Annotated in this window: 10 protein-coding genes; 5 read left to right on the forward strand and 5 right to left on the reverse strand. The window is 62.5% G+C overall.

Features of this window, described 5'->3' with window-relative positions; all coding sequences use genetic code 11:
- The coding region (locus BM118_RS37030; protein WP_143099589.1) for an immunoglobulin-like domain-containing protein at nt 1-2,544 on the forward strand (2,544 nt) is incomplete at its 5' end.
- Nucleotides 2,545-2,605: 61 nt separating this feature from the next.
- On the opposite strand, the gene BM118_RS37035 is transcribed toward BM118_RS37030, so the two are convergent.
- From BM118_RS37035 to BM118_RS37050, 4 genes are all read right to left on the reverse strand, one after another.
- A complete protein-coding gene (locus tag BM118_RS37035) occupies nt 2,606-3,499 on the reverse strand; it encodes a transglutaminase-like cysteine peptidase (RefSeq protein WP_244550325.1) in 894 nt (297 codons plus the stop codon).
- 339 nt (nt 3,500-3,838) lie between these two features.
- Nucleotides 3,839-5,089 (reverse strand): HlyD family type I secretion periplasmic adaptor subunit, encoded by a 1,251-nt coding sequence (locus BM118_RS37040; protein ID WP_092192578.1) that lies wholly within the window; start codon nt 5,087-5,089, stop codon nt 3,839-3,841.
- The gene (locus BM118_RS37045; RefSeq protein ID WP_092192580.1) at nt 5,079-7,328 is read right to left on the reverse strand and encodes a type I secretion system permease/ATPase; all 2,250 of its coding nucleotides are present in this window, start codon (nt 7,326-7,328) and stop codon (nt 5,079-5,081) included. Before BM118_RS37045 ends, BM118_RS37040 begins: the two co-directional genes overlap by 11 nt.
- A 196-nt stretch (nt 7,329-7,524) precedes the next feature.
- Complete coding sequence (locus BM118_RS37050) at nt 7,525-9,198, reverse strand: TolC family outer membrane protein (RefSeq protein ID WP_177235032.1); 1,674 nt, start codon at nt 9,196-9,198, stop codon at nt 7,525-7,527.
- Nucleotides 9,199-9,925: 727 nt separating this feature from the next.
- On the opposite strand from BM118_RS37050, the gene BM118_RS37055 reads away from it, so the two are divergent.
- The 4 genes from BM118_RS37055 (at nt 9,926) to BM118_RS37075 (ending at nt 13,215) form a co-directional block, all read left to right on the forward strand.
- Nucleotides 9,926-10,246, forward strand: a complete 321-nt coding sequence (locus BM118_RS37055; RefSeq protein WP_092192582.1) for a hypothetical protein — start codon at nt 9,926-9,928, stop codon at nt 10,244-10,246.
- A gap of 485 nt (nt 10,247-10,731) precedes the next feature.
- Entirely contained in the window at nt 10,732-11,802 is a 1,071-nt protein-coding gene (gene gmd / locus BM118_RS37060; RefSeq protein WP_027549140.1) for a GDP-mannose 4,6-dehydratase, read from the forward strand.
- Nucleotides 11,783-12,742 carry a GDP-L-fucose synthase gene (fcl, locus tag BM118_RS37065; protein WP_092192584.1) on the forward strand — a complete coding sequence of 320 codons (960 nt, stop codon included), beginning with the start codon at nt 11,783-11,785 and terminating at the stop codon, nt 12,740-12,742. The genes gmd and fcl overlap by 20 nt, the downstream gene beginning before the upstream one ends.
- 269 nt (nt 12,743-13,011) lie before the next feature.
- Nucleotides 13,012-13,215, forward strand: a complete 204-nt coding sequence (locus BM118_RS37075) for a hypothetical protein (RefSeq protein WP_092192588.1) — start codon at nt 13,012-13,014, stop codon at nt 13,213-13,215.
- Between the two features lie 106 nt (nt 13,216-13,321).
- On the opposite strand, the gene BM118_RS42630 is transcribed toward BM118_RS37075, so the two are convergent.
- The gene (locus tag BM118_RS42630; RefSeq protein WP_283806389.1) at nt 13,322-13,456 is read right to left on the reverse strand and encodes a hypothetical protein; all 135 of its coding nucleotides are present in this window, start codon (nt 13,454-13,456) and stop codon (nt 13,322-13,324) included.
- Nucleotides 13,457-13,604: the final 148 nt, after the last annotated feature.

The following is a 13,604-nucleotide window of genomic DNA, read 5'->3' on the forward strand; positions in this document are numbered from 1 at the left end:
ACGGTGACACTGACCAGCGGGCTGAACCCGTTCACGCCGACCGGCGACCTGGACTTCACGCTGGCCAATGGCGAGCACGTCATCGTGCAGGCGGGCCAGGCCAGCGGCTCGACGACGATCGCGATCAACGAGGACGACGTCTATATCGACACCCACCCGGTGACGAACAGCATCCTCAGCCATACCGGCGGAACCGAGTACGAGAGCCTGGTGACGAACCCGGCGACGGTGACGACGACGATCACCGACGATCAGGATCCCGTCACCGCCACCTTGACGACGTCCACCGCCGGCATCTCCGAATTCGGCGGCTCGATCACCTATACGGTGACGCTGACCAGCGGGCTGAGCCCGTTCACGCCGACCAGCGATCTGGTGCTAACCTTGGCCAACGGTGAGCACGTCACGATCTTTACCGGGCAGACGAGCGGTTCGGTGACGACCAACTACACCGACGGGCAGATCACAAATCAGGCGTCGATCGCCGATTCCATCACTGGGATCTTCAGCGGCGGCGGCGAGTACGAGCAATTGCTGAAGGTCGGGGCGACCTCGGTGCCGGTCGTGTACGCGCCAACCGTTGCCGTCGGCAGCAATGTCGCCCTGCCGGAAGACACCCAGGAGGTGTTCCAGTTCACGGCTACGCCCGTCAGCGCTGGCTCGCATGTCACCCAGATCGTCGTGTCAGGCCTCACGGGCTGGAGCGTCGATACATCCACGGCCACGGTCAACGGTGCGACTGTGACCGCAACCTTCAACTCCGGTAGCGGCGTGCTGACCTTCAACATCAGCGGTGCCGCGGACGGCACAGCCGAGACGGTCTCGGTGGCGATGACGCCGCCGCTGAACACCGATGTGGACGCGAGCGTCACGATGACGGCCACTGCGGTGCAGGGGGCGATCACCGCCACCAGTGCGGGGACGGCCGGTACCATCTATGTCGACGCCGTCGCGGACATGCCGACCGTGGTCGCCGGCCAGACACACATGATCTTCGTGACCGACTCGTCCAGCGATTCCAATACGGCCTTCAGCAATGGCGAAACCGGAGCGCTGCAAATCAAGGCAACGTTCGGTGACGTTCACGATGGGTCGGAGACCCACACGCTGGATATCCATCTCCAGAGCGGGTTCACGGCCGGACTCCTGGCAAGCGGCACGATCGCGGGCACCTACAACGGCGTCGCCACGACGTTCAGCTACACCTACACTTCGGCGACGGGCGACATCCACATCATCGTCCCCCAGGATACAGGTCTCAATCCGAACGCCGGCCAGACCGCCACGATCGATCTGACCTTTGCCGTGACGGCGCCGGCGACGGGCACGCTGCCAAGCACGCTGAACTTTACGGCTACCGCTACTTCCACCGAAAGCACGCTGCATGGGGGCGGCGTGGGCGCGAGCAATGTCGATCTCACCACTGATAACGTGGCGACGCTCAGCGATACGACAGGAATCCCCGCCGCCCGGCTCTTGACGGGCAATTTCACGACGAACACGAACAGCCAGGTCCAGGAAGCGATTTTGAGCTTCATCGATGAGGCAAGCCCCCTTGATGCCTTCTCGCAGGTCCTGACGTTCAAGGGGACGGGCCAAGCGTCGACCTTCGTTGGCGACGCAGGATTCAACATCAATGGAGCGCATACGCACGAGGTCGTGCTCGAAAGTGCCTTCACGGCGACGAGCCAGGTCAACGTCACTGATTTCGTGTTGAACGGCGTCACGATGACCGCTGACAGCAGTGGGGTCACGACGAAGATAAACTACACGCTCTCCGGCTCGACTGCTGAAGCGTTAACGTCTGAAATCATCCCGGATGGCAATCATACGACGGATACCTATCTGAACTCACTGGATGGAACCTCGGGAAGCAATTCGGGTGCTTCGGTGACGGGAAGCAGCATCAACGGCAACTACGTCTATGGATACGATGGCAACGATACGCTGACGGGCGGGACCGGGAATACGTTCCTGAATGGTGGCGCCGGTGCAGATACGATAAACGGCGGTGCCAAGAACGATGTGATCGTCTTCGATGCCGCCGATACGGCTGTGAACGGCGGTGCCGGTTTCGACATCCTCCGCATAGACCAAGGTGCGATCTACAATACCTCGCTTGAGATATCCGGCGCGCCTACCGGCGGTCTCTCTTCTGCCGATGCCCACAACACGGGAGGCGTTCAGCTCTATGATGTCGATCTGACGTCGGCCAATCTCACCAATCTGGAAGCGATTTTGCTCACAACGGAGGGGATCGCGAGCTCCGGGTATGGCACCGAACTCCACGGACTGGATGCCGCCAAGGTGGTCTCTATTACAGGCGGAGCGGGTGCTATAAACAGTCAGAGCGGCACCGCTAATACGCTGTTCATTCTCGGATCGGCAGGCGACGACGTTCAACTGACCGGTTTCACCGAGACTGCAACGACCTTTAACTCGTCAGGCGGGCAGGTCTTCCACCAATGGGTCTCGACCAGCGGCCCTGCGGCCACGTTGTTCATCGACAATGACCTGCAGGTGAACCACGCCGCGCAGGCCTAGCCGACAGGCAGGTGCCGACGATACCGGAAAGCGGCTCGATGAGAGCCGCTTTCTTTCTGTCTCACATCAGCAGCGGGAGTGCGCCGGGCCAGGCAGCGCCGGCAGCGACGTCCGTGTTGCCCCATTCAGTCGCTTCGTCGCTGGCAGCCGGCGTTGCTTCCGCGGGTCCGGATAGCTGGCGCTGAGCGTAGGGTGCCGCGAACAGGTGAACGCCGGCGTGGTCGATGGCGAACAGCGGGGCCAGGTGCGTCGCCCCTGAATCCTCGATCAGCTCGGAGCGCCGGTTGTCCAGCACGAGCCACTGCCCGTCGAGGCGCGCGGCGAGCACGGCGTGGTCCTGCCGCACGGCGCGGTCGCGGACCAGCACGAGCCGTAGATCTTCACGCGGAAATCCGGCTTCGCGCAGCGCGACGTATTTCGCGATCGCATAGTCTTCGCAGTCGCCCTTTGCCGTCGAGAAGGTCTCGAGCGGCGAGCTCCAGCGATCGGCCTCGCCGTGCTGCGCATAGTCGCTGACGTAGCGGACGACCATGTTGACCGCGCGGTTGGCCTCGTCGAGCCTTGCGCGTCCCGATTTCGCTTTGACGGCGCCGATCAATCGCAGGAACTGCGCGGCGTTCGAAGGGCAGTTGGCGGCATCAGACTCGCACCGCCTCAGTGTCTCTGCGTCCCTCGCCAGCCTGGTCTCGAGGCCCCGCCATTTCTGCCACAACAGGCCTTCGGGCGCGCGGAAGGTGAAGAGGCCAAACGGCTCGTCGCCTTTCGCCGGTGCGGGCCTGGGCTCGGGGGCCGCGTCGGTCGCGATGTTGGAAGGCGTCAGCGCCGCGAGGCGGACTGCATTCGGCCCGCGGCCGCGCATGGCATCGAGCTTCGCCAGCACGTCGTTGATGCGGAAGAATGTCGCCGGCGCCCGCGCTGCCGCGTCAATGCCGGGTGCGAGAGTTTCCTGAGCCAAGACGTCCTGAGCCAAGACCTCATCGGCCCGGGCAGGCGGGGTCACGCTCGCAACGATCAATGCAGCCAGCGCTGCGCCAAGCGCGCACAAGCCTTTCCGCTGCAATTCCCAATGCAGTGTCATAGACGACGTCCCCTGCGCCGGGAGCGTCGTCAACGTCTATCGCGTCGATCCACGCCCCGATCCTGTTGTCGGATCGAGACTGAGGTCTGTGACGCTTAGACGAGGTTAAAGCGGGGGGAGGGCGGCAGTCTTGTCGCAAAGGCGGTCAATCCCGCGCTTCGAGGGACCGGCAAATTGTCGCCGCGACCTTTGCGCTCTGTTAACCTTGCCGAGGCCTCAACGCTCGCGCAGGGCTTCGTCGCGCAGTGTGCGGGCCGGCCTCACCAGGTAATCGAGAACCGACTTCTCGCCGGTCAGCACCTCGACCGTCGCGACCATGCCGGGAATGATCGGGAGCGGCTTCTGCTCCGTGCCGAGGTGGTTCTTCTCTGTCCGCACCATGACGCGATAGAAGCTCTCCTGGCGCTCCGGCGTCTTCTCGGCCTTGTCGTCGACGATCGTGTCGGCGCTGATCCGCTCGACCTTGCCCTTCAGCGAGCCATAGACCGAGGAATCGTAGGCCGAGATCTTCACCACGGCGTCCTGGCCGGGCCGGATGAAGGCGATGTCCTGGGGCTTGATGCGGCCTTCGACCAGCAGCGTGTCGTCGAGGGGAACGATGTCCATCACGTTGGCGCCGGGCTGCACGACGGCCCCCACGGTGGTCACGTTCAGCTTGTTGACGATGCCATGCACCGGCGCCTTCAGGTCGGTTCGCCGGACCCGGTCCTGCGCTGATTTGATATTTTCATCGAGCACGGCCAGATCGCCCTTGGACTTCGCAAGATCCTCGTCCGCCTGGGAGCGGAAGGAGGAGATCGTGCTCGCGATCTTGGATTGAGACTCCGCGAGTTGTCCTCGCATCTCGGTCGCCTGGCGGTCGAGCCGCAACATCTCGATTTCCGGCACCACCTTTTGCTCGTACAGCTTGCGCGTCAACGCCAGCTCCCGATCCAGCAGCTTGAGTGTGCCGCCGAGCCGGGCCACCTGCTGGTTCAGGACGTCGACATCCTGCGCCAGTTTCTGCGCGCGCATCTTGAACACACTGCTTTCCGTGGCCACGGCCGACGGCACCACCTGGTCAAGCTGATCGGGAAAGATCAGCTCGCTCTTTCCTCTGGCTTCGGCCTCAAGTCTGGTGACACGGGCCGCCATCGCAGCCCGCCGTTCCCTGATCTCGCCGAATTCGGATGCAAACTTCGTGTCGTCGATGCGCATCAGGGATTGGCCCTGCTGGACGATCGATCCCTCCTGGACGAGGATATCGCCGACGATCCCGCCTTCGAGCGACTGCACCACCTGCATCTGGCGCGCGGGGACAACGCGGCCATTTCCTCGCTTGACCTCGTCCAGCACGGCGAAATGAGCCCAGGTCAGGAACGCGGCGAGCATGGCAAGGGATGCGACAAGCAGCATGCGGGAGGTCCGCGGCGCGCGAAGCGCGGCGGCGGCCCGAACATCGTTGGCAAACGCGAAATCAGACGACATTGGTTCTGGCCATGGGTGAGGCGGGTTGCTCGGCAGCCGCCGGGTTCTGGCTCGGCGTCGATGGCGCCGGCTTGCCCTGCAGGAGCGCGAGAACCTTGTCGCGGGGGCCGTCGGCAATCAGCCGGCCGTTGTCGAACAGCAGCAGGCGGTCGACCATATTCAGCAGTGAGAGGCGATGCGTCGAGATCAGAATGGTGATCTGCTCTTCGCGCAGCGCCCTCAGGCGCTCGAGAAATTCGGCTTCGCTGCGAATATCGAAATGGGCGGTCGGTTCGTCCAGGAACAATATCCGCGGCTTCCTGATGAGCACCCGCGCAAGGCCGATGGCCTGCTTCTGGCCGCCGGAGAGGCTCCGGCCGCCTTCCGAAATGGGCATGTCGTAGCCCATGGGATGGCCCGCGATGAACGTCTCGACGCCCGCCAGGCGTGCCGCGGCCAGGACTTCCTCGTCGGTTGCCTCGGGTTTGCCCAGCGCGATGTTGTCGCGCAGCTTTCCGAAGAACAGCTCGGTGTCCTGCATCGCAAAGCCAACGCCGGACCGCAGGTCGGACGGATCGTATTGCCGCGAATCGACACCGTCGACGAGGATGCGGCCCTCCTGCGCCTCATAGAAGCCGAGCAAAAGCCGCCCCACGGTCGTCTTGCCGGATCCGATGCGTCCGATAATGCCGACCTTCTCGCCGCCTTCGATCTTGAAGGATACCTTGTCGAGGGCCTTGCCGGGCGCATTGGGGTAAGTGAAGCTGACGCCGTCGAAAGCAATCGCGCCTTCACGGATTTGTCGAGAGACATAGGCACGCGTCGGGGATCGCTCGCGCTCCAGCGACATGATGCGATCGATGGCCTTCAACGAGCTCAGCGTCTGCGTTCCGCGCGTGATCACCGATGCGATCCCGGCGATCGGTGCCAGAACGCGCCCCGCCAGCATGTTTGCCGCCACCAGCGCTCCGACCGTGAGCTTGCCGTCGAGGATGAGGAATACGCCGACGACGATCAGGGCGAGGCTGGTGAGCTGTTGGGCCGTGTTGGCGCTCGTCAGCGCGAGCGAGGCCCAGAAATGGACGTCTTCGCCCGAGCGGGCCGTTGCTGCGACGGATCGCTCCCAGGCCGTTTGCATGCGGGCTTCGGCGCCGGTCGCGCGTATCGTCTCGAGGCCGGACAGCGATTCGACCAGCACGCCATGACGTGCCGCAGCTTCAGCCTGCTGGCGTTTCATGGCCCGGTCCAGCGGGCGCTGCAGTGCCACGCCGATCAGGAGCATGACCGGCAACATCACCAGAGGTATCCAGGCCAGCGGCCCGGCGATGACAAAGAGGATCCCGACAAACAGCATTGCAAACAGCAGATCGGTCGCGGATACGACGCTGCCGGACGTGAAGAACTCGCGCACTGAATCGAAGTCGCGCAACTGATTGGCGAGGATGCCCACCGAAGAGGGGCGCTGCGCCATCTTCACGCCCATCACGTGCTCGAAAATGTTGGCAGCGAGGATGACGTCGATCGTCTTGCCGGTGACATCGATCATGCGGCTGCGAACCGTCCGGAAGATGAAGTCGAACGCAATCGCGAGCCCCATTCCGATCGACAGGGCAATCAGCGAAGGAAGCGCGCCATTGGGGACGACGCGGTCGTAGACGCTCATCGTGAAAAGGGGCGTCGCCAGCGCGAGCATATTTATCAGGAAGGCTGCAAGCGCGATGTGACCGTAGCTGCGCCAATGCAACTTGACCACCGACCAGAACCAATGGCTTCGCGGCAGATCGCCAGCAGCGACGGCGCGCGCGTTGCTCTCGACCGCCGCCCTGACGAAGAATGCGTATCCGGTGTAGTCGGCCGAGATGGTCTGGATCGCGTGAAGCTCGGGGAGACTGGCCGTCAGCGACGGATTGAGGACTTTGACATTGCTTCCGGATTTGTCGAACTCCAGCAGGATCAGCGTCGTCCCGTTCTTCATGATGAGGACGGCCGGCAGCACCAGCGCGGGAATATCGGCAATGTCCCGTTTGACGGCTTCGGTCTGGAGACCCGCGCGTTGAGCCGCACGGTCATAGAGGGGAACTGACAACCGACCATCGAGGATCGGCAGGCCGCCTAGCAGTGCCTCGCGGCTGACGGCACGGCCGTGGTACGACGCCAGGTAAATGAGCGATGATGCAAGCGGGTCGTCGCTTTCGAGGCGACCCGTCGCTTGCTTCGGTTCAGACGCAACGGCTCGCTCCGCAACGGGGTGGCCATGCATGCGCGTTGACTCGGATGCTCGAATTAACAAATGCGAATGTCCAAAATGAAATGAGGCGGAGCGAAAAGCGAACCGTCATTCCAGCATAGCGGAAAACGCACGAAATCATTTGGTTAATCGGCAAAAGCACAACTAAAGGTTAATCTTCGAACCGCCTTTCGCCGATCACGAACCGACTGCACTCGCGGAACTTGCACTATCTCTGAGCTGGCTCGAACGCAGTCGCCAGCCAGTGCGGCTTTCTATCGGCCGCGTACGCGGTAACGGGAGAGGTGTGCAGTACGACCGGATCGCTGGTGCTTCGCTGCTGCGTGATCCATTCGGATGCTCCCAGCAGGGTCGCCTGATTGGAACGCGATGGCCATCGATCCTTGAACGCATCAAGTTCGGGCGCTTCGCTCGCGTAGCCCAGACGGGCGGTAACCCGTTCCGGTGCAGGCACCGGGACGCTCAGCGGCTCGGAACCGGTCTGGGGCAGCTTCACCCGGAGCGTCGGCACCTTGTAGTCGGGCGTTGTGAAAATCCCAATATCCATCGGCGCTGCATCGACGGGCGGCGGAGCTTTCAAATATTCGAGCAACGTGCCCATGGCCGCCAAAAGTTGATAGTCGGCGAACACCACGACGCCGCGAGCCGAAGTCAACGAAACCAACGCGTTGAAATACTGGTTCTGGGCATTCAAGAGGTCGATCAGCGAACGCTGGCCAAGCTCATATTCCTTCTGGAATGCCGCAATCGTCTTGCGATCAGCCTCGAGTTGCCGCGTCAGCGCCGCGATCCGTGTCACGGTGACCGTCCGCGCTGCCCAGGCCTTGTCGATGGATTCGATTGCATCGCGCTGAAGGCGTGCATGCCGCGCAGTACTTTCGACGTAGCGCTCGGACATCTCCGACCGTCGCCAGACATCCTGACCGCCGCGGAAGACATCCCAGGACATGACAACCTTGCCGCTGTAGTCGTCGTGCGTAACGCCAAGATAGGGGTACGTATTGTCGTTGTGTGTCGCCCGGCCCTCGAGCGAGAAGGTCGGAACAAAAGCGCCGTCCGTCACGCGAAACGCATGCTTTGCCGCGTCGGCGTCGGCCTGCGCGGCCTGAATGGTCGGGTTGAACCGTACCGTGGTTGCAAGGGCCTCGTCGCGGGTCGTCGGCAGGCCGCCCAGCGGTCCCGGGAAGCGAAGATTGATGGCCTCAAGCCCGACAACCTTGCGGAATCTGGCGCGGGACTCTTCCAGGCTCCGGCGGAATTCGGCGAGCGTCGCGCGGGCATTTTCGACCCGTTCGCGGGCCTGTTCGAGATCGCCTTCACCGGCGCGTCCGCCGGAAAAGCGCGTGTTGACGTTGGCGAATATCTTCTCGTGGTTGGCGACGTTCTGCTCGCTGAGCGTGACCAGTCGCAAATAGCGCACGACGTCGACATAGGCTTCCGCTGCGTCCAGAGCGATCAATTCGGTACGCTCGCGAACACGGAAAGCGGCTGCGTTGACACGCGCCGTCTGCCGCCAGATGTCGTGAATCGAGGCGAAGCCGTCGAACAAGACCTGCCGGACGACGACGGATTCCTGCGATCCGTTTCGCCACGAGCCGTTTCCGACGACCGGGACGGGCAGGGCGGTGCCGCTGGACACGGCAGCGCTCTGGTCGAATTTTTCGGGACCCCAGCGCGCTTCCACGCGCACCTGCGGAAGCAACGTGCTCTGGGTCTGGCGAAGCTCGCTCTCGGTTGCGCGGCGGTTAGCCGACGCTTCGCCGACCCCGGGATTGGTGCGTACGGCCTGTTTCAACGCGTCATTAATCGAGAACGGTTCGGCCAATGCGCCGCCGCACGGAACCAGTGCCAATGCTGTGAAAACGACAATGTGCTTGAGCAATTTTACCTCCGCCCGTTTCCGAAATTCGGTCGCGGGGTCCCCCGTGAAATTGCTCGAAGTCTCGCAAGGACTGAACAGACAAGCTAGGCACAATGCGGGAAAGTTGAGCAAATGTACGGGGTTGTCGCATTTATGCCACGTCGGAGGCATAGCACAGGTGCAATAATACCTCTCTCTTCGGGTGAGGAGCGGCGCCAACCTTGGACGCGATCAAGTTCCCCCCGTGCCGTCTTACCTCTCGGGCTGTTGTCGATCCACGATGCCGCATGAGGTGCTGTTCCGCCGACCGACGATTCTCTGTTGGGGAACAGAAACCGGGCTTTCGGGCTCAAACCAATCGTCCGAATGAGCCCGCTGCCACAGCGCGAGCACAATTCTCGGCCGACACGGAGCTGGCATCCACGCTTGTCATCACAGCCATCGTTGCAGGCAGGTGTAGCCGATGCAGAGCGTTGGCGCTGCTTCGTCTGCCGGTTCCGCGGCACCATGGTGTGGCGGCAAGCGCCCATGTGAGTGCCGACCACCGTCCGGTATCAGCCGTCCGGTTGAAACAGCGCCGTGCCCGCCGAGTGCTCGCCGGCTGTTGAGGCTGCACGCTCCTTAGGGGAGGAATGCGCGCTTTTTGCTTGCGTCCGGCAAGCCACCTAGATGAATGTGACGGAAGCGTGAACGAACATACGCAGACGTGACGTGGCTATTTTTTTCAATTTATATTTTCGGATTTCCGATGCGTGCGCTGCTTATTATTCTCGGCATTTGGCTGCTCATCAATGTTCTCTTCGTCGTGATCATGATCCCTCCGCGGAAGTCGCGGAGGTCGACTGGCGAGAGAGGACAGAGTGGGCTGTCGCCAGCATTGATCAATCCGAACAGCCAGCTGGAAGAGGACGAGGGATTTTCGCTTCGTCATGCAATTATTGCAATCGCGCTCGGCACCTTCTTTTCTCTGAGCCCGCCGTTGCTGCAAGCGTACGATGCGATCACGGCATTCATCAGAAGGCTCCGCCGAGGGAAGGGGTCCAACGTGAAGACGTCGGACGACGAATAATTTCCGAATTCCATTCATTCGAGGATTCGTGCCGAGCATGACGGAAGTTCGGCAGATCCCTCCTCTGGCTAAATCGAAATGCGGTCACTTCTCTCCCCGGACCGGCATATGAGAGGGGTGGTCAGGACCTCTCGCCACGCCGCATGATCCCAACGAGCGTCCGATCGCCATCGCTCGCGAGCGGCAAATGCCGTTTCCTTGGCGTCGATCAAACGCCGGCTGCATCGCCGCACAATGAAGAAACGTCAAAGCGGCGTGTTCGGATGGGTGAAGCGCCCGACGATAAATGGGGGCGATGTAACTTGTTGGAATTACGTATAAAAACGGGAAGATGGAATTGAGCCGGAGCGATCCACCCGCTCCAATCTCCATTGCGTCCCGTACGAGTTGACCGGGGCGGCCGTTCTGTCAAAGAAGGGCGTCACATCGACGGCCACGAACGCGCGGACCGCCCCGCCAATGGGTACCAGGAGATCGGGATAGCAATGACTGAGCGGATCGCTCTCATCACCGGCGTGACCGGCCAGGACGGCGCTTATCTCGCCGAATATCTGCTGTCGCTCGGCTATGTCGTGCACGGCATCAAGCGGCGCTCGTCTTCGTTCAACACCGCACGGGTCGATCACCTCTATCAGGATCCGCATGTCGGCAACGTGCCGTTCCTGATGCACTACGGCGACATGACCGACTCGACCAATCTGATTCGCCTGGTGCAGCAGATCCGGCCGACCGAGATCTACAATCTCGCCGCCCAGAGCCACGTCGCCGTCAGCTTCGAGAGCCCGGAATACACCGCCAATGCCGACGCGATCGGCGTGCTGCGGCTGCTGGAGGCGATCCGCATCCTCGGCATGGAGAAGGAGACGCGATTCTACCAGGCCTCGACCTCCGAGCTCTACGGTCTCGTGCAGGAGATCCCGCAGAAGGAGACCACGCCGTTCTATCCACGCTCTCCCTACGGCGTCGCCAAGCTCTACGGCTACTGGATCACCGTGAACTACCGCGAGGCCTACGGGATGTTCGCGTCCAACGGCATCCTGTTCAACCATGAGAGCCCGATCCGCGGCGAGACTTTTGTCACCCGCAAGATCACGCGCGGCGTCGCCCGCATCGAGGTGGGATTGGAGGAGACGCTCTATCTCGGCAATCTCGAGGCCAAGCGCGACTGGGGACATGCGAAGGACTATGTCGAGGGCATGCACAAGATCCTCCAGGCCGACAAGCCCGACGACTTCGTACTCGCCACCGGTGAGACGCGCTCGGTGCGGGAGATGGTCGAATTGTCGTTCGCGCAGGTCGGCCGGCGCATCGCGTGGCGTGGCGCAGGCGTCGAGGAGACCGGTGTCGATGCCAAGAGCGGCAAGACGGTGGTGAAGATCGATCCGACCTATTTCCGCCCCACCGAGGTCGATCTCCTCATCGGCGATGCCAGCAAGGCGCGAGAGGTGCTCGGCTGGAAGCCGAAGCGGAGCTTTGCCCAGCTCGTCGAGGAGATGATGGCAAACGATCTGGCCGAGGCGAAGCGGGACGCTGCCCATGGCAAACGCTCTGTTTGAGCTGAAGGGCAAGAGCGTCTACGTCGCCGGCCATCGCGGTATGGTCGGCAGCGCGCTCGTGCGCCGGCTCGCCGAAGAGGATGTCAAACTCGTCACGGTGGACCGGCGCGAGGTCGATCTCTGCAACCAGGCCGCCGTGTTCGACTGGTTCGCAAAGGTGCGGCCGCAGGTCGTGTTCCTCGCCGCGGCCAAGGTCGGCGGCATCGTCGCCAACGACACGCTGCGCGCCGAGTTCATCTACGACAACATCGCGATCGCGGCCAACGTGATCCACGCCGCGCATCAGAACGGCGCCGAGAAGCTGATGTTCCTCGGCTCCTCCTGCATCTATCCGAAACTGGCGCCGCAGCCCCTGCGCGAGGACTCGGTGCTATCAGGCCCGCTGGAGCCGACCAACGAGCCCTATGCGATCGCCAAGATCGCCGGCATCAAGATGGCGGAGGCCTATCGCAGCCAATATGGATGCGACTTCATCAATGTGATGCCGACCAATCTCTACGGCCCCGGCGACAATTATCACCCCGAAATGAGCCACGTCGTCGCCGCGCTGATCCGCCGCTTCCATGAGGCCAAGGTTGCGGGCGCCGGAAGCGTCGTCGTGTGGGGCACCGGCACGCCGCGGCGCGAGTTCCTCTATGTCGACGACATGGCGGATGCCTGCGTGCACCTGATGAAGACCTATTCGGCAGCCGAGCTGATCAACATCGGCAGCGGCGAGGACATCACCATCGCCGAATTCGCGCGCGTCGTAGCCGAGGTCGTTGGCTACCGCGGCGAGATCTCCTTCGACACCTCGCGGCCCGACGGCACGCCGCGCAAGCTGCTCGATGTCAGCCGCCTCACGAAACTCGGCTGGCGCGCGACGACCTCGCTTCACGATGGCTTGAAGCGCGCCTATGCGGCGTATCAGGCCGTGGCGCCGGTGACAGCGCAAGAGTAGGAACCTTCGCCGCAAGCACTAGTTGGCCGGTCGGGCAGGGCGAAAAGCCACACGAGGCCGACCGTGCAGCAAGACCTGCGCGTGCGCACCACGGCGCAAATCAACCAGGCGCGGCCGTCCCGTCGGCGTCGCCATCGACAAGACAGGTGCGCTGCTCGTCGCCGACGACACCGGCAACACGGTGTGGCGGGTGAGCGCGGCGCCTCCGCAGCTCACGCAGCGATAGGCTCGCCGGTTGAAGATGATTTTCAACGCTATGGAGTTTGACGATGGGCCTTGCTCAATATGCGATCGTACCGGTCAACGACCAATGGGGCGTGCTGCACGACGGCAACGTCAACGGCAAATATGTCACCAAGGAATCGGCATTCGAATCGGCGGTGGCGGCCGCCTCGCTGGCGCTGCGCCAGGGCCATGAGGTTCATGTCAGTGTCCCCGGCCGCGAAGCGGGCGAGACCGCGCTCGGCAGCTAGAGCATGATCCGGAAACGTGCGAAGCGGTTTTCCGGAAAGATCATGTGTAGAGGACAATCCAAAGCGCGATGACGGCTCATCCTGATCTCATCGCGCTTTAGCTTCGTCACATGATCAACTGGCCGCGCCGCGCGGCGATCCCGATCGTGACCTCGGCGCCCGCATTGAAATCGAGGCGGTCGGCTTCCTCGCGAACATGACTGCTGTCCGGCGGCAGACGCTCCGGCCTAGATAACATCATGTTAGGTTTATCGCATAACTGGGTAATTGTGTTAGCCCGGCGAAAGCCTATTGTCGCGACCAATCAGACACCCATCGGCAGTGACCAGCGCTCGCGAAGCTCCGCAGAGCGTCCGGAGAGTGCTGCCCAATTTCGAACGAAGCCCGCC

The organism is Bradyrhizobium sp. cf659 (assembly GCF_900113725.1).
Lineage (GTDB): Bacteria > Pseudomonadota > Alphaproteobacteria > Rhizobiales > Xanthobacteraceae > Bradyrhizobium.

Coding starts and splice junctions, on each gene's coding strand:
- BM118_RS37040 (WP_092192578.1), bottom strand. CDS start 5,089: ATGTCGTCTGATTTCGCGTTTGCCAACGATGTTCGGGCCGCCGCCGCG.
- BM118_RS37045 (WP_092192580.1), bottom strand. CDS start 7,328: ATGCATGGCCACCCCGTTGCGGAGCGAGCCGTTGCGTCTGAACCGAAG.
- BM118_RS37055 (WP_092192582.1), top strand. CDS start 9,926: ATGCGTGCGCTGCTTATTATTCTCGGCATTTGGCTGCTCATCAATGTT.
- gmd (WP_027549140.1), top strand. CDS start 10,732: ATGACTGAGCGGATCGCTCTCATCACCGGCGTGACCGGCCAGGACGGC.
- fcl (WP_092192584.1), top strand. CDS start 11,783: ATGGCAAACGCTCTGTTTGAGCTGAAGGGCAAGAGCGTCTACGTCGCC.
- BM118_RS37075 (WP_092192588.1), top strand. CDS start 13,012: ATGGGCCTTGCTCAATATGCGATCGTACCGGTCAACGACCAATGGGGC.
- BM118_RS42630 (WP_283806389.1), bottom strand. CDS start 13,456: ATGATGTTATCTAGGCCGGAGCGTCTGCCGCCGGACAGCAGTCATGTT.